General features: G+C 64.4%; 26 protein-coding genes. 19 read left to right on the plus strand and 7 right to left on the minus strand.

The features are described 5' to 3' along the window. Nucleotide 1: 1 nt before the first annotated feature. From HU218_RS04170 to HU218_RS17000, 5 genes are all read right to left on the minus strand, one after another. The gene (locus tag HU218_RS04170; protein WP_174873680.1) at nt 2-760 is read right to left on the minus strand and encodes a sulfite exporter TauE/SafE family protein; all 759 of its coding nucleotides are present in this window, start codon (nt 758-760) and stop codon (nt 2-4) included. Further along, nucleotides 757-1,785, minus strand: a complete 1,029-nt coding sequence (gene ltaE / locus HU218_RS04175) for a low-specificity L-threonine aldolase (RefSeq protein WP_174873681.1) — start codon at nt 1,783-1,785, stop codon at nt 757-759. Before ltaE ends, HU218_RS04170 begins: the two co-directional genes overlap by 4 nt. Before the next feature lie 172 nt (nt 1,786-1,957). After that, nucleotides 1,958-2,182 carry a hypothetical protein gene (locus tag HU218_RS04180; protein WP_174873682.1) on the minus strand — a complete coding sequence of 75 codons (225 nt, stop codon included), beginning with the start codon at nt 2,180-2,182 and terminating at the stop codon, nt 1,958-1,960. 98 nt (nt 2,183-2,280) lie between these two features. Continuing rightward, complete coding sequence (locus tag HU218_RS04185; protein ID WP_174873683.1) at nt 2,281-3,039, minus strand: oxygen-binding di-iron domain-containing protein; 759 nt, start codon at nt 3,037-3,039, stop codon at nt 2,281-2,283. Further along, nucleotides 3,036-3,644 carry a methyl-accepting chemotaxis protein gene (locus HU218_RS17000; protein ID WP_281357111.1) on the minus strand — a complete coding sequence of 203 codons (609 nt, stop codon included), beginning with the start codon at nt 3,642-3,644 and terminating at the stop codon, nt 3,036-3,038. Before HU218_RS17000 ends, HU218_RS04185 begins: the two co-directional genes overlap by 4 nt. Nucleotides 3,645-3,831: 187 nt before the next feature. On the opposite strand from HU218_RS17000, the gene HU218_RS04195 reads away from it, so the two are divergent. Beyond that, nucleotides 3,832-4,617 carry a tRNA threonylcarbamoyladenosine dehydratase gene (locus tag HU218_RS04195; RefSeq protein WP_174873684.1) on the plus strand — a complete coding sequence of 262 codons (786 nt, stop codon included), beginning with the start codon at nt 3,832-3,834 and terminating at the stop codon, nt 4,615-4,617. Nucleotides 4,618-4,624: 7 nt separating this feature from the next. Here HU218_RS04195 and HU218_RS04200 read toward each other — a convergent pair whose 3' ends face one another. After that, nucleotides 4,625-5,368, minus strand: coding sequence for a substrate-binding periplasmic protein (locus HU218_RS04200; RefSeq protein WP_174873685.1), 744 nt, complete (start codon nt 5,366-5,368; stop codon nt 4,625-4,627). Between the two features lie 40 nt (nt 5,369-5,408). Continuing rightward, nucleotides 5,409-7,043, minus strand: coding sequence for a methyl-accepting chemotaxis protein (locus tag HU218_RS04205; protein ID WP_174873686.1), 1,635 nt, complete (start codon nt 7,041-7,043; stop codon nt 5,409-5,411). Nucleotides 7,044-7,217: 174 nt separating this feature from the next. Here HU218_RS04205 and HU218_RS04210 point away from each other — a divergent pair, with 174 nt between their 5' ends. The 18 genes from HU218_RS04210 (at nt 7,218) to HU218_RS04300 (ending at nt 25,548) form a co-directional block, all read left to right on the plus strand. Further along, nucleotides 7,218-8,000, plus strand: a complete 783-nt coding sequence (locus tag HU218_RS04210; RefSeq protein ID WP_174873687.1) for a 3-hydroxybutyrate dehydrogenase — start codon at nt 7,218-7,220, stop codon at nt 7,998-8,000. Between the two features lie 121 nt (nt 8,001-8,121). Then, nucleotides 8,122-8,718: a Maf family protein gene (locus HU218_RS04215; protein ID WP_174873688.1), complete on the plus strand. Its 597-nt coding sequence runs from the start codon at nt 8,122-8,124 to the stop codon at nt 8,716-8,718. Nucleotides 8,719-8,741: 23 nt separating this feature from the next. Beyond that, on the plus strand, nt 8,742-10,238 hold the full coding sequence (rng, locus tag HU218_RS04220) for a ribonuclease G (RefSeq protein WP_174873689.1): 1,497 nt from the start codon (nt 8,742-8,744) through the stop codon (nt 10,236-10,238). A gap of 136 nt (nt 10,239-10,374) precedes the next feature. Then, nucleotides 10,375-11,157 (plus strand): serine O-acetyltransferase, encoded by a 783-nt coding sequence (gene cysE, locus HU218_RS04225; protein WP_174873690.1) that lies wholly within the window; start codon nt 10,375-10,377, stop codon nt 11,155-11,157. A 358-nt stretch (nt 11,158-11,515) separates the two neighbouring features. Beyond that, nucleotides 11,516-12,358, plus strand: coding sequence for an isopenicillin N synthase family dioxygenase (locus tag HU218_RS04235; protein ID WP_174873692.1), 843 nt, complete (start codon nt 11,516-11,518; stop codon nt 12,356-12,358). Between the two features lie 177 nt (nt 12,359-12,535). Continuing rightward, the gene (locus HU218_RS04240) at nt 12,536-14,611 is read left to right on the plus strand and encodes an acyltransferase family protein (protein ID WP_174873693.1); all 2,076 of its coding nucleotides are present in this window, start codon (nt 12,536-12,538) and stop codon (nt 14,609-14,611) included. A gap of 103 nt (nt 14,612-14,714) precedes the next feature. Next, on the plus strand, nt 14,715-14,945 hold the full coding sequence (locus HU218_RS04245) for a DUF2061 domain-containing protein (RefSeq protein WP_174873694.1): 231 nt from the start codon (nt 14,715-14,717) through the stop codon (nt 14,943-14,945). Between the two features lie 86 nt (nt 14,946-15,031). Next, nucleotides 15,032-15,601: a cysteine hydrolase family protein gene (locus HU218_RS04250; RefSeq protein WP_174873695.1), complete on the plus strand. Its 570-nt coding sequence runs from the start codon at nt 15,032-15,034 to the stop codon at nt 15,599-15,601. An 84-nt stretch (nt 15,602-15,685) separates the two neighbouring features. Beyond that, nucleotides 15,686-17,839 carry a UvrD-helicase domain-containing protein gene (locus tag HU218_RS04255; RefSeq protein WP_174873696.1) on the plus strand — a complete coding sequence of 718 codons (2,154 nt, stop codon included), beginning with the start codon at nt 15,686-15,688 and terminating at the stop codon, nt 17,837-17,839. Nucleotides 17,840-17,870: 31 nt separating this feature from the next. After that, complete coding sequence (locus HU218_RS04260) at nt 17,871-19,577, plus strand: tetratricopeptide repeat protein (protein ID WP_174873697.1); 1,707 nt, start codon at nt 17,871-17,873, stop codon at nt 19,575-19,577. Nucleotides 19,578-19,606: 29 nt separating this feature from the next. Continuing rightward, nucleotides 19,607-20,470 (plus strand): hypothetical protein, encoded by an 864-nt coding sequence (locus HU218_RS04265; RefSeq protein WP_174873698.1) that lies wholly within the window; start codon nt 19,607-19,609, stop codon nt 20,468-20,470. 68 nt (nt 20,471-20,538) lie between these two features. Further along, nucleotides 20,539-20,718, plus strand: a complete 180-nt coding sequence (locus HU218_RS04270; RefSeq protein WP_174873699.1) for a DUF3460 family protein — start codon at nt 20,539-20,541, stop codon at nt 20,716-20,718. 60 nt (nt 20,719-20,778) lie between these two features. Next, nucleotides 20,779-21,444, plus strand: a complete 666-nt coding sequence (locus tag HU218_RS04275; protein WP_174873700.1) for a class I SAM-dependent methyltransferase — start codon at nt 20,779-20,781, stop codon at nt 21,442-21,444. 98 nt (nt 21,445-21,542) lie between these two features. Continuing rightward, on the plus strand, nt 21,543-21,950 hold the full coding sequence (locus HU218_RS04280; RefSeq protein WP_174873701.1) for a biopolymer transporter ExbD: 408 nt from the start codon (nt 21,543-21,545) through the stop codon (nt 21,948-21,950). After that, complete coding sequence (locus tag HU218_RS04285; protein ID WP_174873702.1) at nt 21,950-22,807, plus strand: energy transducer TonB; 858 nt, start codon at nt 21,950-21,952, stop codon at nt 22,805-22,807. The genes HU218_RS04280 and HU218_RS04285 overlap by 1 nt, the downstream gene beginning before the upstream one ends. 3 nt (nt 22,808-22,810) lie before the next feature. Then, nucleotides 22,811-24,082 (plus strand): Tol-Pal system beta propeller repeat protein TolB, encoded by a 1,272-nt coding sequence (tolB, locus tag HU218_RS04290; RefSeq protein ID WP_217450708.1) that lies wholly within the window; start codon nt 22,811-22,813, stop codon nt 24,080-24,082. Nucleotides 24,083-24,184: 102 nt separating this feature from the next. Continuing rightward, a complete protein-coding gene (pal, locus tag HU218_RS04295) occupies nt 24,185-24,721 on the plus strand; it encodes a peptidoglycan-associated lipoprotein Pal (RefSeq protein WP_174873703.1) in 537 nt (178 codons plus the stop codon). A 77-nt stretch (nt 24,722-24,798) separates the two neighbouring features. After that, nucleotides 24,799-25,548, plus strand: coding sequence for a YbgF trimerization domain-containing protein (locus HU218_RS04300; RefSeq protein ID WP_174873704.1), 750 nt, complete (start codon nt 24,799-24,801; stop codon nt 25,546-25,548). The last annotated feature ends 60 nt before the right edge of the window (nt 25,549-25,608 follow it).

Consider the following 25,608-nt stretch of genomic DNA (forward strand, 5'->3'; position numbering starts at 1 on the left):
CTCAGCCGTACACCTTCCAGAAAAACGCCAGCGTCAGCACGCTGCCCAGCGCCACCACCACGCGCTTGAGCCAGACGGCCGGCAGGCGCCGGGCGAGGCGGGCGCCGGCGACGCCGCCGGCGATGGTGCCGGCCAGCATCACGAGCGCCGCCGGCCAGTCGACGATGCCGGCGACGATGAAGGTCACCACCGCCACGCCGGAGATCACTACCGACAGCCAGGTTTTCAGCGCATTCATCCGCGTCAGCGTGTCCAGCGCGAACAGGCTGTACAGCGCCAGCATCATGATGCCCATGCCGCCGCCGAAAAAGGCGCCATACACCGCCACCAAGAACTGCCCGCCCAGCAGGCTGGCGCGGCTGCCGTGCATGGCGCTGGCGTGGCGGCCCATCCAGCGGGTGAGTTGACCGCTGAAGGCGAACATGGCGGTGGCGAGCAGGATCAGCCACGGGATCAGCACGTCGAACAGCCGTGGTGACACCACCGTCACCAGCCAGCCGCCGAGCAGGCCGCCGCCCAGACTGACCACGCTCATGGCGCGGATGGCGCGCTGGGCGCTGAGTTCGCGGCGGAAGGCGAGGCTGCTGGCGACGTAGCCCGGCCACTGCGACACCGAGCTGGTGGCATTGGCGACGATGGGCGGCAAGCCGGCGGCGACCAGTGCCGGGAAGGTGAGCAGCGTGCCGCCACCGGCCACCGCGTTGAGCGCGCCGGCGGCAAACGCCGCCGCGAACAGCGCCAGCGCGAGGGTCAGCGTCATGCCGCCAGTACGCCGGCGAACACGGCGACAATGCGGTCGATGTCGGCGCGGCCAACCTGCCAGTGGGTCACCAGCCGCATCAGGCCGCCTTCCGGTCCGTTGGCCTTGATGCCGGCAGCCGCCAGTGCCGCCATCAGCTTGCCGCTATCGAGGCTGTCCGGCAGGCGGAACCACACCATGTTGATGTGCACATCGTCCAGATTGACGCTGATGCCGGGCAGGGCGGCGAGCTTGTCGGCCAGGTAGCGCGCGTTGGCGTGGTCTTCCGGCAAGCGTGCCACCATGTCGGTGAGTGCCAGCATGCCAGGCGCGGCCAGTACGCCAGCCTGACGCAGACCGCCGCCCAGCAGTTTGCGGTTCTTGCGGGCGCGGGCGATGAAGGCGGCCGGGCCGGCGAGGATGGAGCCGACCGGTGCGGCCAGACCTTTGGACAGGCAGCACATCACGGTGTCGCAATACCGGGTGATGTCGCGCACGTCGCAGCCCAGGTGCACGGCGGCGTTGAACACGCGGGCGCCATCCAGATGCACCGGCACGCCGTGCTGCTGCGCCACGTCCCACACTGCCGCCATATCGGCCAGCGGAATGACGCGACCGTTGCTGTGCGCATTTTCCACACAGATCAGCCCGGTGCGCGGCCAGTGGATGTCTTCGCCGTCGCGGATGCGTTTTTTCACCTCGTCGGCGCGCAGCACGCCGTCGGAGCTGGCGATGGTGCGCAGCTGCACGCCGGCAATCACCGCCGCGCCGCCGGTTTCGTGCCACACGATGTGGCAGTCGTCGCCGAGGATCACTTCGTCGCCGCGCTGGCAGTGCGTGTACAGCGCCAGCTGGTTGCCGAAGTTGCCGGATGGCACGAACAGCGCGGCTTCCTTGCCCAGAATCTTGGCGGCCAACGTTTCCAGTTCGCGCACGGTGGGATCGTCGCCGTAGACGTCGTCGCCGACCACGGCATCGAACATGGCCTGACGCATGGCCGGGGTGGGGTGGGTCACGGTGTCGCTGCGTACGTCGATGCTGTGCATGGTGGTCCTCTGTGTGGGCTGGTGTTTGGCCAGGCGGCAATAAAAACGGCGACCCGCGGGTCGCCGTGATGGCCTGGAATCTGTATCGGGATGAACCGATTATCTCCGTCGCATCGACGGATGGATAGTTGGGCGACAGAACAGTCAGTTTCCGGCGCCGGCAGAAGACGGTTTAGTGCACGCGATAGGAGGCCTTGAGTGCATCGGTGCGGCGCTGGGCCAGGTCCAGTGCGGCCGCCGGCATGGTGATGTCGGCACCGCAGGCGCAACGCAGCGGCTTGTCGGGGTGCAGGCTACCCAGGTGGTGGCGGTTTTCATGCCCGCAGTCGCAGGCAATGACTACGGTGGCGTTGTAGTGCTTGTCCAGGTCGATATCGAAACGCGGTGACTTTATCATCGGAACATCTCCCGTTAAGAAACAAACACCCCCGCGTGGCGGAGGTGTTTTCAGGGTAGATGATGAGAATTTTATTGCAAGTAATACAAACACTTGCCTCAGCTGTGGCGGCGGTGGCGGAAGGTGGACAGCCCTACCGGCAGCTCGGCAAACCAGTTGATGAAGCGCATCACGTCATCGCCCTGGAAGATGGCGCCATGTTGCGGGCACATCATGTCGATTTTCAGCCGGCTGGCGCGCTCGCACCAGTCCAGCTTGGCTTCGTTGGAGCCCATCCAGCGGCGGTGGAAGCCTTCGGCATGGCGGATGTGCTGGTCGAAGTCGCGCACGAACAGCTCGTTGTGGTCATCCGGTAGCAGTGCGGCGCCGACGTCGCCGGAAAACAGGATGCGTGCATCCGGGTCGTACAGGTGGAAGTTGCCGGAGGAGTGCAGGTAGTGGGCGGGAATCGCTTCCAGCTGCCCCAGCCCCAGCGGGATGTGCTGGCCTTCGTCCGGAATCGCCTGCAGCGAGTGATCGTCACCGCCGAAGTGTGGAATGAAACTGTCCCACAGCCGGCTGACGTGGCAGCGGATCTGCGGGTTGCAGTCCAGCCACAGCCCCAGCGAGGAGATGATGTCCGGATCCTGGTGCGAGGCAAACAGCCGGCTGATGCTCATCGGGTCGACCACGGTGGCAAGCGCGGCGAACACCGCCGGAAAGATTTCGCTGCCGCCGGGGTCGGTGAGCAGATTGTCGCCATCGCGGCTGATCAGGTACTCGTTGGTGTCGATGACGAAGCCGGGTTTGGCCTGGTCACGGGCAATCACCACCCAGCGGTGGCTGCCTTCCTGGTAAATGGTGGTGGCTGATTTCATATTCTTTGCATTCCGGCGCACAGCGTTTCGATGGAGGGCAGGATGGCCTGGATTTTCTGGTCGAAATCCTGGCTGACTTCGGCCAGCGCACGGCCGTATTCGCGGCCATAGGCGGCCTCGATCTTGGCCGAGCGCGAAATGGCGGTGCCGAACTGGCACAGTTTGCGCGCCTCTTCCAGCCGGTCCAGCAGCCGCAGGCGGACTTCCCGCACCTGCAGCGCCCGGTTCTGGAATACCTGCAGCCTTTCGGCCAGTATCGTATCCAGTGCCGGCAGCGGGGCGGCCAGTTGGCCGCGGGTTGCTTCCAGCAGGCGTTGGCGGCGCTCGCGGCGCAGCAGGTCGGAGATCAGGTTCACGGCCTGGTAGGCATCGCTGGACAGGGCCTGCATCAGTGCGGTCAGTTCCACCGACAGCGTGCGCAGTTCCTTGGAAATCACGCCGAAGCCCAGCGCTACTTCTCCGGCGCGATGGGCCAGCAGGATGGCGTTCAGCGCCATGATGTTGATCTGGAACGCGATCAGTACCACGCCCTTGATGCCCTCGTTCAGGCGCACGAAGCTCGCCAGTTGCTGCGATGACGAATGTTGCAAAGCCTGGGTACTCACACGGGTCTCCTGTTGGCTGCTGCCGTGATCGGCAGTCTAGCAAAGCCCTATGCTGCTTGCCTGCCTTCTTGCGCCGCTGGCATGACAATGCTGGATCCGGCATGCACTCGGGTTGCGGCGTTGCTTGTGGCTGGAGAATGTGGCGGCGGGCGGTTATGCTTGGCCGTTTTTGCCGTGGGAGCATGTGATGGAAGCCGATTTGCAACGCCGTTTCGGCGGTATTGCCCGCCTGTACGGCAATGAAGCGCTGCAGCGGTTTGCTGCGGCCAACGTGTGCATCATCGGCGTCGGCGGCGTGGGTAGCTGGGTGGTGGAAGCGCTGGCGCGCAGCGGCGTCGGCCGGCTGACGCTGATCGACCTGGACAACATCGCCGAATCCAACACCAACCGTCAGCTGCCGGCACTGGACCCGTACTACGGCATGGCCAAGGTTACCGCGCTGGCCGAGCGGGTGCGCGCCATCAATCCGGCATGCGTGGTGAGCGAGGTCGAGGACTTCGTGACCGAGGAAAACCTGGCGGCAATGCTGGGCCAGGGCTTCGACTATATCGTCGATTGCATCGACAGCCTGCGGGTGAAGACGGCGATTGCCGCCTGGTGCGTGCGCCGCCGGCAGAAGCTGATCGTGTCCGGTGGTGCCGGTGGCCAGATGGACCCGTCGCGTATCGCCATTGCCGATCTGTCGGCGGTTACCGATGACCCGTTGCTGTCCAAGCTGCGCTACAACCTGCGCCGCCACCACGGCTTTGCCCGCGAGCCGGGCAAGAAGCTGGGCGTGCAGTGCGTGTTTTCCACCGAGCAGCTGGTGTATCCCCAGGCCGAAGCCTGCGACGTGGACGCGGCGCGCGGGCCGCAAGGGCTGTCCTGTGCCGGCTTTGGCGCCAGCATGGTGGTCACCGCCAGTTTCGGCCTGTTTGCCGCCGGCCGGGTGCTGGAAGACCTGGCGGGCAAGCGCCGCAAGAAGGGCGCCTGACGCCGCGTTAGCGGTCTTTGTCCGGTAGCTGGTACTTGTCGCGGTAGAACTGCAGGATGCGCTCGTATTCGCCGCTGCTTTTCAGCTTCAGCAATGCGCTATCGAACTCGCGGCGGTACTGGTCGCTGCGGAAGCCGACATGGCGCGGCGAGTTGCCGAACAGCGCATAGGCGATCACGGCCTGGCGGCGTCCGGCCAGGTCCTGCTGGCTGTGGTTGGCGCGGAAGATCAGTTCATCGCTGACGACAACATCGACACGATGGTTCAGCAGCAGCCGGTTGAGGGTGTCCTGATCGGCATGCTCGCTGTAGCCGGGTGACATCATCACCGCCTTGCTGTACTCGCTGCCGAACAGCAGGCGGGCATTCTGGAAACTGGCCACACTGTAGCGTGCCAGATCGGCCGGCTGGCGCAGCACGATGCCGCTGTGCAGCAGCACGATGGCGCGGTTGCGGTAGTACAGCAGCGGTTGCGAGTAGAACAGCTTGCTGTCGGCGCCGGGGATCAGTGTGATCATGGCATCCACCGCGCCCTCCTGCAGCATCGCCAGTCCGCGTGCCTGCGGAACCTGCACGATCTGCGGCTGGTGGCCGGCCAGCTGCAGGGTACGCACCGCCAGCTCCACTTCCATGCCGCTGTTGCCGCCTTCTTCCACATACGGCGGCTTGGCCAGGCCGACTGCCAGCCGCAGCACGGCGGCAGCTGCCGGGCCGGGCAGCAGGCAGCACAACAGCAGCAGGCGCAATAGCATAGACAGGTACCAGTGGGTGGCGGCAGGGCTTGCAGGGCGATTATAGCTTGAAGCTGCTCAGGCTCTGGTTCAGTAAACGCGAAGTATCTTCCAGCCCGACGGCTTCTGCCGACAGCCGGTCGGCTTCCTCATGCTGCTGGTTGACCTGCTGCTCGATAACACCGATATCGTCGTGCATGGCGGCAATATCGGTGCGGATGGTCTGGCCGGCCTCCAGTACCTGGCCAAATTGCTGCTGCAGACGCGCCAGCAGCGCGCGCAGCGTCTCCATTGCGGTGTGGGCGCCATTGGAGGCACCAGACAGCTGCTCGGCTTCGTCGGCATGCTGGTCGATGATGCCGGCCGTCTCGCGGATGGTGGCCAGCAGCTTGTCGACAAAGCTGTCGGTTTCCGCCAGCGTGTTCTGCGTCTGGCCGGCGAGCTTGCGTACCTCGTCCGCCACCACGGCAAAGCCGCGACCGGCTTCGCCGGCGCGTGCGGCCTCGATGGCGGCATTCAGCGCCAGCAGGTTGGTCTGTTCGGAAATGCCGGAGATGCGCTGCAGGATGCCGGTGATGTTCTGCACATCCTGCGACAGAGCCTGGAAGCGCTGCGCCAGGTGACGGTTGGCCGCAACGTGGCCGGCCATGCCCTCTGCCATGCCGGCGACTGCCTGGCGCGACTGCCCCAGTTCGCTATCCACTTCCCCCAGCTGGCCGGCAACGCTGCCGAGCAAGTCGCCGCTGCGTTCGCTCAACTGCTGGATATGGTCGGCGCGCTGGCGGCTGCCGTGCAGCAGCCGTTTGCCGTGACTGGCGGCTTCCTGCAATTGCAGCGCGCTCTGGCGCACGTTCTCGGCGCTGTGGAAGGTGTGGCGGGCGTTGTCGGCCACCTCCAGCAGGGTCGTGTTCACCGTGTTGCACAGCGCGTTGAAGCTGCGCGCCATCTCGGCAATTTCATCCTGCCCCTTGGGTTGCAGCCGCGAACGCAGGTCGTGCTCGCGGGCCTGGTGGGCAATGTGGCCGGCGATGCGGGCGATGGAAGCGGCCAGCCAGCTGGCCAGCAGCCAGGAAATGGCGGTGCCGGCAAGCAGCAGGATGCCACCGATCAGCAGCGATTCGCGCAGGGCGGCCAGCTTGCGGTCCTGTGCTTCCTGCAGCGGCACGTCGGCGGCCAGCACCACATGCTGGCCGTTGACCGTGGTTGGCAGGAAGATGGAGCGGAAAGTACCGTATTCGTCGCTGTACTCGTCATAATGAACCTGCTGCTCGGCAAAGGCGGCCAACAAGCCGGCGCTGGCATCGTAGGCCTGCAGGTGATGGCCGAACTTGTCGGCCTTCAGCTCGTCCTCGCCGGCACCATCGGCCAGATAGACCACCTTGCCGTCCTGTTGCCCCAGCAGGTACAGGTATTTCACGCCGAACTGGCGGGCGTAGCCATCCAGGCGGCGGGCATTGTCCAGCATCTGTTCGCGGTTGACGCTGCCGGCGGTAAACATGGTGGCCAGAAAGCGTTCGTCCAGCAGCGCGGGAATCGCCCGCGCCGCCGCGTTCAGGCGGGTGTCGATGACGGCGATGGCCTGCTCGCTGCTGCGCAGGTAGCCATGAACGGTAAACGCGGTGACGGTAAGCAGGTTCAGCGCCAGAAACAGGCAGACGAGCTTGGTGCGTATGCTCAGACGATGCAGCCAGGGCATGCGGGAGGTCCTTTGATCGTGTGGTCGGGGGGGCTGCCGGTTATGCCGCCGGCAAAGGGTTTATTGTAATGTGCTTGCATATTGCATTCTGTAACACGTTTTTGAAATCAAAATGACTGGCGCGCCAGCGGGCGGCATTGGCCGCTGTGGCGACCACCACCAAGGAGAACGGTTATGACTACGACCCGTACTGTGCTGGTAACCGGCGCCGACCGCGGCATCGGGCTGGCGATTGCCTGCCGGCTGGCGCGCGAGGGCTGGCGACTGGCGGTACACGGGCTGGCGGATAGTGCCGGCCAGGCCGAGGTACTGGCGCGGGTGCGCGCCGCCGGCGCCAGCGAAGCCGCCTATTTCAGTGCCGACCTGCGCGACGGTGACGCCACGCGGGCGTTGGCCGAGGCGGTGCTGGCGCGCTTTGGCCGGGTCGATATCCTGGTCAACAACGCCGGCATGCAGTTTGCCGCGCCGGTGACCGAGATGCCGGCGCAGAAGTGGGACGACATCATCGGCGTCAACCTGTCGGCCGCGTTCCATCTGCTGCAGCTGTGCCTGCCGGGCATGTTGGCAGCCGGCTGGGGACGGGTAATCAACATCGCCTCGGTGCATGGTCTGGTGGCGTCGAAAAACAAGCTGCCGTATGTGGCCAGCAAGTTCGGCATTGTCGGGCTGACCAAGGCGGCGGCGCTGGAGATGGCCGACACCGGGGTGACAGTCAACGCCATCTGTCCGGGCTGGGTGGAAACCGCGCTGATCGAGCCGCAGATCATGGCGCGCGCCGCGCAATTCGGTGGTGACCGCGCCGCCGGCCTGCGCGATCTGGTGCTGGAAAAGCAGCCGTCCGGCAAGATGAGCCAGCCGGAAGACATCGCCGAGGCGGTGATGATGTTGTGCGGAGCCTGGGCGCATAACCTCACCGGCGTGGCGCTGCCGGTGGATGGCGGCTGGACGGCGCAGTAAGCCGGCGCAGGTTGGCCGCAAGGCTGCGGCCAACCTTGTCCTGCCTCAAACCGCGGCATATCCGCCGCCGCCATGCTCTGGTAATCTGCTGGCGATCATTCAGTTTGCAGACCGTCCAACCATGAGCATTACAACCTCCCGTCTTTACCTTGCGTCCGGCAGTCCGCGCCGGCGCGAAATCCTGGAAGGCCTTGGCCTGAATCTGGAACGCATCCACGCCGACATCGACGAATCGGTTCTGCCGGGCGAGACCGCCGTGGCCTATACCGAGCGGCTGGCGCGCGAGAAAGCCGCCGCCGGCTGGCAGGTGGTGAGCAATTGCGGCCTGCCGCCGCATCCGCTGCTGGCCGCCGATACCACGGTGGTGCTGGATGGCGAAATCTTCGGCAAGCCGGCCGACGCCGCCGATGCACGCCGCATGCTGCAGGCGTTTTCCGGCCGCAGCCACCAGGTGGTAACCAGCGTGGCGGTGTGCCTGGGCGAGCAGCTGGAACTGGCGACCAGCATCACCGAGGTGAGCTTCAAGCCGCTGGGTGACGAAGAGATCGAGCGCTATATCGCCAGCCACGAGCCGTTCGACAAGGCCGGTGCCTATGGCATCCAGGGCAAGGCGGCGGTGTTCGTCGCCCGCATCGAGGGCAGCTACACCGGTGTGGTGGGTCTGCCCGTTTACGAAACCGCACAACTTCTCGGCAAGTTCGGTTACCAACTGCCCTGATTTCCCAGTTACCGGAGCTTGCCATGCTGCAACAACCGATTCCGTTGCCGCGCGATATACCGCGGCCTAAAGAGCAGATCCTCGTCAACATCACGCCGCAGGAAACGCGGGTGGCGGTGCTGGAGGACGCCATCGTGCAGGAGCTGCACATCGAGCGCTCCGCCAGTCGCGGCATCGTCGGCAACATCTATCTGGGCCAGGTCAAGCGCGTGCTGCCGGGGATGCAGAGCGCCTTCATCGAGATCGGCCTGGAGCGCGCCGCCTTCCTGCACATCGCCGACGTGCTGGAGCAGCGCCAGCATCCGTCCGAGCCGCAGCGCATCGAGAAGATGCTGTTCGAAGGCCAGACCGTGCTGGTGCAGGTGATCAAGGACCCGATCGGTACCAAGGGTGCCCGCTTGTCGACCCAGATCAGTCTGGCCGGTCGCTTTCTGGTGCATCTGCCGCAGGAAGAACACATCGGTATCTCGCAGAAGATCGAGCAGGAAGCCGACCGTCTCAGCCTGAAGTCGCGGCTGGAAAAACTGCTGCCGGATGGCGCGCCGCGCGGCTACATCATCCGCACCAGCGCCGAGACGGCGACGGATGACGAGCTGACCGCCGACATCGATTACCTGTCCAAACTGTGGGCCGATATCCGCCACAAGTCGCAGCATCTGCCGGCGCAAAGCCTGCTGTACGAAGACCTGCCGCTGGCGGTGCGCGTGCTGCGCGATATGGTCAGCGACTTTACCGAGAAGGTGATCGTCGACTCCACCGAGAACTACGGCAAGATGGTGGAGTTTGCCGAGGCGTATGTGCAATCGGCGGTGGCCAAGATCGAGCGCTACAGCGGCGAGCGCCCGCTGTTCGAGCTGCACGGCATCGAGACCGAGATCGACAAGGCACTATCGCGTCGCGTCAACCTGAAGTTCGGCGGCTACCTGATCATCGACCAGACCGAGGCGATGACCACTATCGACGTCAACACCGGCGGTTTTGTCGGCAACCGCAACTTCGACGAAACCATCTTCAAAACCAACCTGGAAGCCACGCTGTCGCTGGCGCGCCAGCTGCGGCTACGCAACCTCGGCGGCATCATCATCGTCGACTTCATCGACATGGACAGCGAGGAACACCGTAGCGCGGTGCTGGCCGAGCTGGCCAAGGCGCTGGCGCGCGACCGCACCCGTGTAACGCTGAACGGTTTCACCAGCCTGGGCTCAGTGGAAATCACCCGCAAGCGCACACGCGAGAGCCTGGCACACGTACTGTGCGAACCATGTCCTACCTGCCAGGGGCGTGGCGAGATTAAGACTGCGCAGACGGTGTGTTACGAGATCCAGCGCGAGATCGTGCGTGAGACACGCCGCTTCGACGCCAAGGGCTTCCGCATCCTCGGCTCGCAGAACGTGATCGACATGCTGCTGGACGAGGAGTCGCAGAGCCTGGCCATGCTGATCGACTTCATTGGCAAGCCGATTTCGCTGTCGGTGGAAAGCAGCTACAGCCAGGAACAGTTCGACGTGGTGCTGTTGTAGCGTTGGCCACCCGCCGCGCAATTGGCGGCGATGGCTGCTTGCCGTTGCCGGCCGGTGGCCCCAGATTAAAGGGTGGTGGCGGCGCCTTGCCGGTTCGGGCCGGCAAGGTTAGCCGCATGTATCAGGAGTAGCTTGTATGACCGAAGTAAACCGCGACCCGCTGTGGGAGTCCATTCGCCAGGAGGCGGAGCAGGCGGCACGTGACGAACCGCTGCTGGCCAGCTTCCTGCACATGACGGTGCTGCGTCACAGCACGCTGGAAGACGTGCTGGCCTTCCACCTGTCCAGCAAACTGGCCAGCCCGGTGATGGACGCGCGCGCGCTGCTGGAACTGTTCCGCGAGGCCTATGCGGCCAACGCCGGCATTATCGAGGCAGCGCGTGCCGACATTACCGCCTGCTTCGAGCGCGACCCGGCCTGCGACAGCTATTCCACTCCGTTGTTGTACTTCAAGGGTTTTCATGCCATCCAGAGCCAGCGCATCACCCACTGGCTGTGGCAGCAGGGCAGAAAGACGCTGGCGTATTTCTTGCAAAACCGCATTTCCGAGGTAATGAGTGCGGATATTCACCCGGCAGCCAAAATCGGCCACGGTGTCATGCTGGATCACGGTACCGGCGTGGTAGTGGGCGAGACCGCGGTGATCGGCAACAATGTGTCGATGCTGCATGGTGTCACCCTGGGCGGCTCCGGCAAGGAGCGCGGCGACCGTCACCCCAAGATCGGCGACGGCGTGATGCTGGGTGCCGGCGCCTCGGTGCTGGGCAACATCCATGTTGGCGAATGTGCCAAGGTGGGCGCCGGTAGCGTGGTGCTGGACGATGTGCCGGCGCATACCACGGTGGCGGGCGTACCGGCCAAGGTGGTGGCGCAGCTTTGTCCGGGTACCCCGGCACTAGACATGGACCAGCGCGTCTGAGCTGATGCGATGGACAACAAGCCGTGTGGCGCAAGCTGCACGGCTTTTTTATTGGCTAGCGTGTTACTGGCAATTACAACAAATGCTATTGGCGTTGCCTTTGGTATTGCTGGTGCGTATCGGCTGCCATCGGCACTTGCTGCGGTATTGCCGGTGGTTACCGACTAAATACCAGCAAAAACAGCCAGCTATGCCATATTGCTTAAATGTGGCGGTAGCCGTGAAGTGTCGCAATGAAAATGCCAATGGAAAGTCATATTGGGTGCTTTTCTTGCGCGCCGGCAGCGCGTAGAATCCGCCGCCTTTGCATGTGCCGCCACAAGGTTGGCCGCATGCCGCCCGACACAGGACAGACATCATGAACGTACGCGTTGTCGATTACCGTGCCGCCGACGCGGCCGAACAGTTCACCCGCTCGCTGCACGAAACCGGCTTCGGCGTGCTGGTCAACCATCCCATTCCGCAAGACTTGGTGGAAAAGATCTACCGCGACTGGCTGGCGTTCTTCGGCAGCGAACAGAAGCACGATTTCGCCTTCTCGGTAGAGAAGCAGGACGGCTACTTTTCGCCGGAGATCTCCGAAACCGCCAAGGGCCACACCCAGAAGGACATCAAGGAGTACTTCCACATCTACCCGTGGGGACGCATCCCGGCGCAGCTCAAAGACGACGCCATGCGTTACTACGACACCGCCAATACCCTGGCGCAGGAACTGCTGGGCTGGGTGGAGCAGTACACGCCGGCCGACATCGCCGCCCACTACAGCGAGCCGCTGTCCGGCATGATCAAGGGCAGTGACAAGACCCTGCTGCGCGTGCTGCGCTACCCGCCGCTGACCGGCAACGAGCCGGCCGGCTCGCTGCGCGCCGCCGCACACGGCGACATCAACCTGCTGACCATCCTGCCGGCGGCCAACGAGCCGGGCCTGCAGGTGCAGGACATGAATGGCAACTGGGTCGATGTGCCGTGCGATTTCGGCATGCTGATCATCAATATCGGCGACATGCTGTGCGAGGCCTCGCGTGGTTACTACCCGTCCACCCAGCATCGGGTGGTGAACCCCAGCGGCGAAGGCGCCAGCAAGAGCCGCGTGTCGCTGCCCTTGTTCCTGCACCCGCGCGATGAGGTGGTGCTGTCCGAGCGCTATACCGCCGGCGAATACCTGAACGAGCGCCTGCGCGAACTGGGCGTGAAAATGTAAGGTTGGCAGTATGGCTGTGGTCAGGGTTGGCCGCAGGCGATAGGGAAGCCAAAGGGCAGGCCGCATGGTCTGCCCTTTGTGCATTCCGGACGGCAGCACGGAATGTATCCGTATTGTGTAAAATCCGGTGCTTTCCAGATACCCAGTTCGCCGGCTTGTGGCTGGCGAAGACACCTCATGCCGCTGTTTCCCCGTCCTGCTGCTTCGCCCGCTTACCGTGCCGACATCGATGGCTTGCGTGCCATTGCCGTGCTGGCTGTTATTGCCTATCACATCGGGATTCCCGGCCTGTCTGGCGGTTTTGTCGGTGTGGACATCTTCTTCGTGATTTCCGGCTACCTGATCAGCGGTCTGTTGCAGCAGGAGTTGCTGGCGCACGGGCGGGTGCAATTCGCGGCGTTCTTTGCGCGCCGTATCCGCCGGCTGGGGCCGGCCCTGGTGCTGGTAACCCTGTGTACCCTGCTGGCTGGGTATGTGCTGTTGCTGCCGGACAATGCCAATTCGCTGGGACGCGAGGCGCGGGCGGTGGTCACCCTGTCGGCCAACCACCACTTTCTGGCGCATGCCTTCGACTACTTCAATGCGGCCACCGATCTGAAGCCGCTGCTGCATACCTGGTCGCTGGCGGTGGAGGAGCAGTATTACCTGGTCTGGCCATTGCTGATGCTGGCGGCCTGGCGCTGGGGCGGCAACAGTTTGCGGGTAGTACGCCTGACCCTGGCTGCGGTGTTGCTGTCTTCCTGGCTGCTATGTCTGTACCTGTCATGGCACAACATGCCGATGGCGTTCTACCTGATGCCAACCCGGGCCTGGGAGTTTGCTGCCGGCGGCCTGCTGGCTCTGGCACCGGCTACCCGCTGGCGCGGCGAGGGCATGCTGGCCCTGCTGCTGGGACTGGCCGGCGCCGCGCTGACACTGGGTGCCATCCTGCTGTTTGACGAGCATCGCATGGTGTTTCCGGGTCTGGCCGCCAGCCTGCCGGTACTTGGCGCCGTGCTGCTGATTGCCGCCGGCGAGCTGTCTCCGCGCAACGCGGTCAGCCGGCTGCTATCAACCCGGGTGCTGACTGCCGCCGGTTTGCTGTCCTACAGCTGGTACCTGTGGCACCAGCCATTGCTGGCGCTGGGGCGCAGTTACAACGTCGGCGAGCGGGCATTGGGGCAGGATCTGTTGCTGGGCGGCGGGCTGTCGCTGCTGCTGGCCTGGCTGACTTATCGCTGGCTGGAGCAGCCGTTGCGCCAGCGGCGGCCCGGCGCGTTCCGTACCGACAAGCAGACGCTCAAGGCCGGTCTGGCGATGTCGCTGGCGGTGTGGCTGGCGGGAACGGCGGCAATGTATCTGCCGGCCAAGTACCCGTTGCCGGCGCAGCAGAAACTGATGCGGATGATGGCGGATGGACCGGCATTGCCTGGCGGCTGCGGCATGCCCAAGGACGGTGTGCCGCTGCCGGCGGCCAGCAGCTGCCGGGTAGGTGCGGCCAACGCCCCGTTGCGACTGCTGGCATGGGGGGATTCCCATACCGACCACTCGTTCCCGATGTATCAGCGTCTGGCCGAGCAGCAGGGCATCGCCATCCTGCGCCGCGTCTATCACGGTTGCCCGCCGCTGCCGGATGCGGTGCCGGTGGGCGAGGGCAAGGTGCGCAGCTGGTGCCTGCGACATAGTCGTGCCGTTATGCAGGAGCTGTCGCAGCTGGCGGCAAGCGGCGTGACCGGGGTGCTGATGAATGTGCGCTGGAATGGTTACACGGCGTTGCCGGTGGCCGGCAGCCTGTCGATTACCGGTCTGGCGGCGGCAAATGCCGACGGTAGCGCCAGGATCAGCGGCGCCATGCTGGCCGGCAGTGGCGAACTGGATCGCCCGCATTCATTGCAAGTGCTGCAGGCGAGTCTGGACAAGCTGGCCGGCGAACTGGCACAGCGGCGGCTGAAGCTGGTGCTGCTGGCGCCGGAGCCGGAATTCCGCCTGCCGGTGACCGAGTGCGTGCTGCGGCGCGGTGCCGATGCCTGCAACGTTGGCCGCACCGAAGTGGATGCCCAGCGGCGGGACATTGTCGCCATCCTGCAGCGGGTAGCCGCCAGGCATGCCAATGTGCGTGTGTGGGATGGCATAGCCCGTTTCTGTGATGCGACCACCTGTTATGCCGCCGATGGCGGGGTGCCGCGGTTCAGCGACCGCAATCACATGCTGGCGACCATGTCGCGCAGCCTGGCCGGCAGTTTTGCCGAGGATTTTTCCTGGGCCAGCCGCTAGATTGATATTTATCCGCTATTATCTGATGAAGTAATTCAATTTTGGCTATTGATCTATGTTGGCTATCATCGACTTGTGTTTGATAGCCAGCAAAGGCGCCGCCATGATCAAGACCATCACCTTCGCCATCTGCCATTTCAGCGTGGCATTCAGTGTGGCCTATCTGCTCACTGGCAGTTTCGGTGTTGCCAGCTTGCTGGCGCTGGTGGAGCCCATGGTCAATACCGTGGCCTACTATTTTCACGAAAAAGCATGGGACAAGCTGCGCGCCGGCAAGCGGCGGGTTGCGGATGACGGCACTGCGGGGCATCGCGGCCTGTTTCATGCACACTAAGCGCCGGGATCTCGGTTTAGTTAAATCGATAACTGCAAGCTTGCGTGCTTGCTAGTATGGCCATTCGTTCCTAGCGGATAGTTACCATGCTTGTTCCCGTTTCCTCTTCACCGGTCGCTCTCATCATCATCGACATGCAGCAAGGCATGCGTCGCATGCCGGCCGAGTCGCGCAACAACCCGCAGGCCGAGGCCGTCATCCTGCGTCTGCTGAGCGCATGGCGCGCGGCCGGGCAAACCGTGGTACATGTGCGGCATATGTCGCTGACACCCGGCTCGCCCTTCTGGCCTGGGCAGGATGGCGCCGAGTTCCAGCCGGAGCTGCAGCCGCTGCCGGGCGAGCATGTGCAGGAAAAGAATGTGCCGGATGTTTTCACCCACAGCCAGTTGGAACGCTGGTTGCGCGTGCGCGGCATTCAGCGCATCGTCATTACCGGGGTCAGCACCAACAACTCGGTGGAGGCTTGTGCCCGCAGCGCCGGCAATCTCGGCTTTGACACCCTGGTAGTAGCAGATGGCTGTTACGCCTACGCCAAAACGGATTTCGACGGCGTGCCGCGCAGCGCGCAGGAGGTGCATGCCATGGCGCTGGCCAATCTGCATGGCGAGTATGCGCAGGTGATCGGCAGCGAGGCGGCGCTGGCACTGCTGGCTTGAGCCAATAGCGACCAAGGTTGGCCGCAGGGGGGCAGTGGCGCTGGTGTAGAATGCAACAATTGTTTCTCTACCCGCCCGTGCCCCATGAACGACAAGCTGCTCGCCGGCCTTAATCCCGAACAACTCTCCGCCGTTACCTGGCCCGCCAAGAGCGCGCTGGTGCTGGCTGGCGCCGGCAGCGGCAAGACGCGGGTGCTCACCACCCGCATCGCCTGGCTGCTGTCCACCGGCCAGGCCAGTCCGGCCAGCGTGCTGGCGGTGACCTTTACCAACAAGGCGGCGCGCGAGATGCAGACCCGCCTGGCGGCGATGATTCCGGTCAACGTCAAGGCGATGTGGATCGGCACCTTCCACGGCCTGTGCAACCGGCTGCTGCGCATCCACTACCGCGATGCCGGCCTGCCGCAGACCTTCCAGATTCTGGACTCCGGCGAACAACAGTCCGCCATCAAGCGGCTGCTGAAGGCGCTGGATGTGTCGGACGAAAAATTCCCGCCCAAGGCGGTACAGCAGTTCATCAATGGCAACAAGGAAGCCGGTGTGCGCGCCCATGCGCTGCCGGCGGCGATGAACCCGTACGAGGCCAAGCTGATCGAGCTGTATGCCGCCTACGACGCGCAGTGCAACCGCGAAGGCGTGGCCGATTTCGCCGAGCTGCTGCTGCGCAGTTACGAGCTGCTGTCGCGCAACGAGGCGTTGGCCGCACACTACCGCGAGCGCTTCCGCCATGTGCTGGTGGACGAATTCCAGGATACCAACCGCCTGCAGTACGCCTGGCTCAAGCTGCTGGCCGGCAGCGACAACGCGCTGTTTGCGGTCGGCGACGACGACCAGTCGATCTACGCTTTCCGCGGTGCCGAAGTCGGCAATATGCATGCGCTGCTGCGCGATTACGGCATCAGTGCGCCGATCCGGCTGGAACAGAACTACCGCTCCGCCGGCACCATCCTCGATGCGGCCAACGCGCTGATCGAGCACAACGACGGCCGCCTCGGCAAACAGCTGTGGACCGATGCCGGTGCCGGCGATCCGATCCGCGTGTTCGAGGGATTCAGCGACGGCGAGGAAGCGCAGTTCATTGTCGACGAGGTGAAGTCCTTGCAGCGCGACGGCTGGAACCTGTCCGATATGGCGGTGCTGTACCGCTCCAACGCGCAGTCGCGGATTCTGGAGCACGTGCTGGTGCAAGCTGGCGTGCCGTATCGCATCTACGGCGGACTGCGCTTTTTCGAGCGCCAGGAAATCAAGCATGCGCTGGCCTATCTGCGGCTGGCGGTAAACCCGGATGACGACAACGCGCTGCTGCGGGTAATCAACGTGCCGGCGCGCGGCATCGGCGCGCGCACGGTGGAAAACCTGCAGACCGCCAGCCGCGAACGCGGCATCAGCCTGTGGCAGGCGGCTTGCGGTGCCGGTGGTGGCCGTACCGGCGGCAAGGTGGCCGAATTCGTACTGCTGGTGGAACAACTGCGCGCCCGTTGCGAGCATCTGTCGCTGGCGGAGCAGATCAGCCTGGTGGTGGATGACTCCGGTCTGCGCGCGATGTACGAGGCCGACCGCAAGGAAGGCGAAGAGCGGCTGGCCAACCTCGACGAACTGGTGAATGCCGCGCTGGGTTTCCTGCCGCACGAGCCGGAACTGGCGGTGGTGGAGTTCCTGACCCAGGCCAGCCTGGAAGCCGGCGACCATCAGGCCGATGCCAGCGAGGACGCGCTGCAGCTGATGACGGTGCACGCCTCCAAGGGCCTGGAATTCGATGCGGTATTCATCGGCGGGCTGGAAGAAGGGCTGTTCCCGCACGAGAACAGCTTCAGTGACAGCAAGGGGCTGCAGGAAGAACGCCGGCTGATGTATGTCGCCATCACCCGCGCCCGCAAGCGGCTGTATTTCTCCTCGGCACAGAGCCGCATGCTGCACGGGCAGAGCCGTTACCCGATCCGCTCGCGCTTTGTCGACGAAGTGCCGGCCGCGCTGTTGCAGCACTTGTCTGCTACGGTAAAAACAGCAGCGCCGCGGCGCAATGCCTGGCAGGACGAACCGGCACCGGCTTTCGTGCGTAACAACAGCATTGCCGGCTGGCGCATCGGCCAGGCGCTGAGCCACAGCAAGTTCGGCAGTGGCGTGGTGATCAGCGCCGAAGGCGCCGGCGACGATGTGCGCCTGCAGATCAATTTCGCCGAGCATGGCATCAAGTGGCTGGATTTGCGCTACGCCGCCGACAAACTGACCCCGGCCTGATGCGGCCAACCTTCTAGCAACGAGACGCACCATGAGCCAGCAGCCGCGCCCATCGACGACCTTTCATGCCATTACCGGCCAGCGCGACCCTGCCGGCCGGCAGGAATACAGCAATCCGTTCGCCAAGAAGATGTTCCTGGTGGTGGACAGCGTGCCGGAAATGCAGCGGGCGATGGCGATGACGCTGAACTCGTTCGGTGCCGAGAAGGTGGAATACGCCGGCAAGGCCAGCGACGCGCTGGTGAAGATGATGCGCTACGACTTCGACGTGGTGCTGTGCGACTACGATCTGGGCACCGGCAACGACGGCCTGTACCTGTACGAGGAGGCCAAGGAGCGCAACCTGCTCAAGCAGTCCTGCGTATTCATGATCGTCAGCGGCGAGCGGCGCGCCGCCAAAGTGGTGTCGGCCGCCGAGCTGGCACCGGATGGCTATCTGCTCAAGCCGTTTACCGGCGACGAGCTGGGGCGGCGGCTGGAAGTAGCAATGCGCCGCCGCGCCGCCTTCGCGGTGGTGGATGACGCGCTGATGGGGCACGACTATCTGGGCGCCATCGACGCCTGCAACAAGAAGATCGCCGAGCGCGGCGAGTTCACCCTGGATTTCATGAAGCTCAAGGGCAGCCTGGCGCTGAAGATCGGTGATTACGACAGCGCGCAGGCGCTGTACCGGCAGGTGCTGCAGGTCAAGGACCTGCAGTGGGCCAAGCTGGGCATGGCCAAGGCGCTGGTGGGACTGAAACAGCCGGAACCGGCGCTGGCGATGTTCGAGCAGGTGGTGGAAGACAACGATCGCGTGATGGAAGCCTACGACTGGCTGGCCAAGCTGTACCAGGACAATCACGAGCTGCAGAAGGCGCAGGATGTGCTCAAGCGTGCCACCGAGATCGCACCGGCCACGGTGCGCCGCCACCAGGTGCTGGCGCAGGTAGCGGAGGAAAACGGCGATCTGGCGCAGGCGCGCAGTGCCTACAGCACCACGCTGGAGCTGGCAAAAGCCAGCTGGCATCGCAGCCCGTCGCATTACGCCTCGCTGGTGCGCGTGCAGCTGGCCTGCAATGAGAAGACCGAGGCAGCACGGACGCTGGCGTCGCTGCGCCGCGACTACAAATTCAACCCGGAAGGCGAATGGATGGCGGACGTGGTGGACAGCACCATCCAGAGCCAGTCCGGCAACAAGCAGGCCGCCGAGCGGCTGCTGTACGAGGCGGCGGAAAAACTGGGGCAGCTGGGCAAGCTCAAGGACGACGACAAGCTGGAGTTCGCGCGCGCCTGCTATGCCCAGGGGCACCACGAACTGGGCAACCAGGTGGCGCGCGACATGGTGCGCAACCACCACGATAACCAGGCCTTGCTGCAGAAACTGTCGGCGATGTTCGACCAGGTGGGGCTGGGCGACGCCGGCCGGCAGCTGATTGCCGGCAGCGTGCAGGACATCATCGATCTGAACAACCAGGCGGTACGCATGGCGCAAAGCGGCGAGCATGATCGCGCCATCGAGCTGTTCCACCAGGCGCTGGAGGAAATGCCGCACAACATCCAGCTGATGCTCAACCTGGTCAATGCGGTGATTGCGCAGAGCCATCGTCACGGCTGGCACGAAAGCCACGTCCATCTGGCGCACCAGCTGCTGCAGAAAGTGCGCGAGGCGGAGCCGGCCAACAGCAAGTTCCAGAAACTGTTGCAAGCCTGGCGCCAGCTGATCGACCAGCATCAGAAACGGGAATACATGCTGTGATCGGCCGCGCTTCTCGTTGGCCGCACCGATTGCTGTTTCTGGCCCTGGCAGTGTGCTGGCTGCTGATGGCGGTGACCGGCGGTGGCTGGCTGCTGGCCTACGAGCGTGCCCGCAGCTTGGCCGCGCTGCAAGAACAGGCACAGCAGTTGGCGACACAGGTCGGGGGCCGGCTGCGGCAGCTGCAGGCCGCCGGCGAACAATTGCTGCAGGACCTGGATAATCTGCAGCAGGAGTCCGCCGGTAGCGACCCCGGGCGTTACCTTGCCAGCCTGCATCGGGAGTTTCCGCTACTGCAGAAGGTCGCCTTGCTGCAGGGGAGCGAGCGCAGCCGGCAACTGCAGGTGCGCTGGGTGGTGCCGTTCCTGCTGGGGGGCGATGTATTGCCGACGCAGGATCTGGCCCGGCAACCGGCGGTCGCTAAAATCATGCCTCTGCTGTTGGCCGGGCAGGCGGTGGTGGTGCAGTGGGCAGATCGTGCCGACTCGCCGTTGCAGCTATTGCTGATGCCGGGGCGTGGCGGAAATTATCTGGCGCTGTGGCTGCAGCCCGCGGCGCTGGTGCCATTGCCGGCCGACGAGCAGCTGCGCCCCAGTCTGGTACCGCTGCAGAGCGCCCTGCCGCAGGAGGGCAGCTGGAGCAATAACCTGCATGCCAGCGTCGAGGTGCGCAGCGGGCCTTTCGCGTTGCGGCTGGATTTGTCGCAGCAGCTGGGCTGGGGCGATATCCACTCGCCGCGGCTGTGGCTGCTGCTGGTGTGGCTGCTGCTGAGTCTGCTGCTGTGCTGGCTGAGCTATCTGCAATTTGCCGGCTGGCGCCGCCGGCAGCAGGTGGCGCTGTTGCAGCGCGAGATGTGGCTGCAGCGCCATCTGCCGCCGCCGGCCGATTCACCCTAGCGTGTGGCCGGCTGCCGGAGGCACGTTTTTGCAGTACAATCGCCGCCATCTTTTGCCGGGAGTAACAGATGTATCAGTCCGAATTCACCCAATTCATGAACGACTACCTGGACAAGCACCCGGAAGTCGATACCGAACGCCGCGAGCTGCGCCTGACCTGGTGGGATCGCCCGCAGAACCTGGACGATCTGCAGCGCTGGAAAGAATCGCGCGTACCGCAGAAAGCCTATGTGTACCAGCCGGAATAAGCCGGTCAGTGATACTCGCCATGACGCCCGCAAGGGCGTTTTGTTTTTCCGAGCCAGATCATGACTAGACAAACCATGACATTCGGCCCGCAGGTGGCCGAGTACCTGTTCGAGATCGGGGTGCAGGAGCACCCGGTGCAACGCGAGCTGCGCGAGTTTACCGCCGGCCATCGCATGGCCAAGATGCAGATTGCGCCGGAGCAGGGGCAGTTTCTCGGCTGGCTGGTGCAGCTGCTGGGGGTGCGCCGTTATCTGGAGATCGGCACCTTTACCGGCTACAGCGCGCTGACGGTGGCGCTGGCCATGGGCGAGAGCGGCCGCACCGTGGCCTGCGACATGAGCGTGGAATTCAGCCACATCGCCATGCAGTACTGGCGGCGTGCCGGCGTGGACGGCCGCATCCAGCTGTATCTGCAGCAGGGCCTGCTGACCCTGCACCAGCTACTGGCCGATGGCGCGGCCGGCAGTTTCGATCTGGCGTTCATCGATGCCGACAAGACCAATTACCCCGACTATTACGAAGCCTGCCTGCAGCTGGTGCGGCCGGGCGGGGTCATCGCCATCGACAATATCCTGCTTAACGGGCGGGTGGTCGAGCCGCAACCCGGCGACCCGCGCAGCGTGGAAGTGCTGCGTGAATTCAATGCCAGCCTCAAGCATGACCGCCGTGTCGACCAGTGCATCCTGCCGATGGGCGACGGTATGACCCTGCTGCGTCGCCGCTGACGGGAACCCTGCCGCTTGCGGCAGGTCGTTACACAGCCGAAACCATTCGCCGGATGCAGGTGCTACCATCCTGCATCCGCTGTCCAGGAATACTGCCAATGCTGCAACGCCGACCCCGTCGCATGATGAACCAGATGAACGTAGTGCCATACATCGACGTGATGCTGGTACTGCTGGTGATCTTCATGGTGACCACCCCGCTGTTTACGCCGGGGGTGATCGAAGTGCCCAGTGTCACCCGCGCCGCGCAGGTCGATACCACGCCGCTGGAAATCAGCATCGAGGCCGATGGCCGCTATTTTGTCGGCGAAGGCGGCAAGCGCCAGCCGGAAGCCGATCTGGATACCCTGATTGCCGATGTGCAGGCACGGGTGCGCGATAACCGTCCGGTGGTGGTGACCGCCCATCGCGACCTGAAATACAGCGTGGTGGTGGCCGTGGCCGACCGCCTGCATGAAGCTGGCATCCAGCGCGTGGCCTTGACCGTGCGCCAGCAAGGGAGCTGATGTTGGCCGCACGTCAACCGGGGGGCGCCGCCTGGCTGCTATCGGCACTGCTGCATGTCGCGGTGATCGCCATGCTGTGGTGGTCTGCCGCGCCGGCGGTATTGCAGACGCCGCCGCCGCTGGCGGTCGAACTGTGGGCCGGTGGAGGCCCGGTGGTACGGGAGGCGGTCAAGGCCGCGCGGGCCGCCGTCAGCAAGCCGCAGCCGGCAGCCCCGGCACCGACGCCCGCCCCGACGCCGGCAGCACAGGCGCAACTACCCGCGCTCAATAGCGCCGACATCACCGTCAAGGGCGGCAAGCCCGCCCCCGAACCGGCCGCGCCGCCGCCAGCAAAGACCCCCGCCAAGCCGAAGCCGGCGCCTGCGGAACCGGCAAAAGCAACGCCACCGGTGCCGGCCAGCAAGCCTGCCGTCACGGCAGCGCCCACGGGCAAGCCTGCAGCCAAGCCCGTTGCGCCGCGTGCCGATGACTTGCTGTCCGAGCTCGATGACCTGCCGCCAGGGCCCGGCAAGGGCAAGGTGACACAGTCCGGTAGCAAGCAGGGTGTACAAGGGGGCAGTGCCAATGGTGTGCTCGATCTGCGCGCGCAGTATGTCGATGCGGTGCGTAACCGCATCCGTCCCTACGTGATGGTGCCCGATGGCATCGCCGGCAATCCGGAAGCGGTGGTGGAGGTGGAGATTCTGCCGACGCTGGAAATCCGTAGCAGCCGACTGCTGCGCAGCAGCGGCGTTGCCGGCTATGACCAGGCGGTGCTGGCGGCGTTGCGCGATGCGCGCCGCTTCCCGCCGCTGCCCAAAGGCGCCGACTTTGCCGACTTCCGCCGCATTACGCTGAAATTCCGTCCCAAGGAGTAAGCCTTGTATTCCTTCTTTGCTGTTGCCCGCCGATTTTTGTTGTGCTGCCTGCTGTTGGCCGCACCACTGGCCCGTGCTGACCTGACTGTGGATATTGTCGGTGGCGGCATCAACCGCTATCCGCTTGCCATCCTGCCGTTGACCAACGAGGAGTGGCTGCCGGATGCCGTCACCTCCACGGTGAAGAGCGATCTGGCGATGACCGGCATGTTCAATCTGCTGAATGTGCCGGCCACTGGCGCCCCGCTGGATGCCAGCTACTGGCAGCAGCAGGGGGCGCGCGCCATGGTGTATGGCCGCGTCACGCGGCTGGATGGCGGCATGCTGCGGGTGACATTCTGGGCCGATGCGCTGGCGCCGCGCGAACAGAAGCTGGCCATGGAGTTCGACGTGCATCCATCGCAGCTGCGCGATGTGGCACACCGCATGGCGGACATGGTGTACGAAGCGCTGCTGGGCGGGAAAAGCCTGTTTGCCAGCCGCATCGCCTTCGTGATCCAGGTCGGCAAGGAGTGGCGACTGCAGGTGGCGGATGTCGATGGCCGCCGGGCGCAGACCGTGCTGCGCTCCAACGAGCCGATCATCTCGCCGGCATGGAGCAACGATGGCGGCCGTCTCGCTTATGTGTCGTTCGAAAACAAGAAGCCGATCATCTACGTGCAGGATCTGTCTACCGGTCAGCGCAAGGTGCTGGCCAACTTCAAGGGCAGCAATTCCGCACCGGCGTGGAGCCCGGATGGCCGCCGGCTGGCGGTGGTGCTGACCACCAGCGGCAATTCGCAGATTTACCTGCTCAATGCCGACGGCAGCGGCCTGCAGCGCTTCTCCTACAGCAGCGCCATCGATACCGAACCGGTGTGGAGTCCGGACGGCCGCAGCATCGCCTTCGTGTCCGATCGCAGCGGCAGCCCGCAGCTGTATGTGCAGCCGGTGGATGGCAGCCGCAATGCGCGCCGCGTTACCTTCCAGGGCAGCTACAACGTGTCTCCATCGTATTCGCCGGACGGCCGCCAGCTGGTGTACGTGCAGCGCGAGGCGGGGCGCTTCAAGGTGATGCTGCTCGAACTGGCCAGCGGCGATAGCCGCCAGCTGAGCACCAGTGCCTATGATGAATCACCCAGCTTCGCGCCCAATGGCAAGATGGTGCTGTATGCCAGCGACCAGGGCGGGCGCAGCGTGCTGTTTGCCGCCTCGGTCGAACACCCGGGCCGGGTACGGCTGGGGGTGATTGAAGGTGAAGTACAGGATGCAGCCTGGGGGCCATACAATCCGTAACCAGTCCGGCTGAACTCTCGCGCAGATGGCAGGTCTTTATTTTTGTGCAAAAATAACTTCCGATCTGCCATTGCCCAACAGAACCGCAACAAGGAGATTCGCATGAAAGTCGTTCCGTTTATTGTTACCGCCAGCGTGGTATTGCTGAGCGCCTGCGCTTCCACTCCCCCGGCTGCACCCAGCGATACGATGGGTGGCGCGGCACCGGTAACCGCCGGTAACGGTACTGCCGGTAGCGGTTCCGAGCTGAAACCGGCACAGACCCTGCCGGAAGTGGATGCCCGCGCCGCCGAAGCTGCCGCTTTTGCCGGCGTGAATGGCAAGAGCGTGTTCTTCGACTTTGACCAGTCCAGCATCCGCGATGCCGACAAGGCCACCGTGCAGGCGCATGCCGGTTACCTGAACAAGTACAAGACCAAGGTGCTGATCCAGGGCAATACCGATGCCCGCGGCAGCCGCGAATACAACCTGGCGCTGGGCCAGCGCCGTGCCGAAAGCGTCAAGCAGGGGCTGGAAGTGCTGGGCGTGAAGCCGGAACAGATCGAGGCGGTGAGCCTGGGCAAGGAAAAACCGCGTGCCACCGGTACCACCGAGCAGGACTACGCCGAGAACCGCCGCGCCGACTTCCTCTATCAGTAAGCGTAGCGGCTTGACCCTGATCCGGGATCGCGGCACGCTGTCCCGGATTTTTATTTGACGCGATGGGCGATCACACCATGCAAAACCGATTGTTGATGCTGTTGCTGCCCGTGCTGCTGGGCGCCTGTGCCACCTCGACCGATCTGGAAGAAACCCGCCGCCAGCTGCAGAGCCAGATGTCGAGCAATGCGCAGCAGGCCAGTGCGCGGCTGTCCGATGTGGAGGCCAAACTGGCCAACCAGCGCCTGTTGGACCTGGTGAACGAAGTCAGCGACATGAAGGCGGCGATGGCCAGCCTGCGTGGCCAGAACGAGGTGATGCTGCACCAGCTGGAAGAAACGCAGAAACGCCAGAACGACCTGTATGCCGACCTGGATATGCGTCTTGGCAAGCTGGAGCGCCCACATGGGGATGCCAGTGCGCCGCAGGGCGAGGTCGCGCCATCGGCGGCGGTGGCACCGGTCGATGCGGCGCTGGCGAAAGCGCTGGATACTTTGCGCAAGCGTGATTTCGGCGCGGCAGTAACCCAGCTCAAGGCGGTGATGGATGGCTACCCGGGCAGCGCGCAGGGCATCGAGGCCAACTACTGGCTGGGCGTGTCGCACACCATGCTGCAGCAGAACGATGCCGCCATCGACATCCTGCGCCGTTTCGCCAGCCAGTATCCGAAGAATGCGCATGCCGCCGATGCGCTGCGGCTGGTAGCGGATAACCAGATCTCGCTGCAGCAAAAAGACGAGGCGCGTGTGACGCTACGCCAGCTGATCAAACTGTACCCGGGCACGCCGGCAGCACAAAAAGCCAAACAGCGGCTGGGCGCGCTGTAAACATGGCAAGGTTGGCCGCAGGCGCTGCGGCCAACCTGGTGCTGTTGCCGGCACCGCAGC

This window comes from Vogesella oryzae (assembly GCF_902829295.1).
Taxonomy (GTDB): Bacteria; Pseudomonadota; Gammaproteobacteria; order Burkholderiales; family Chromobacteriaceae; genus Vogesella; species Vogesella oryzae.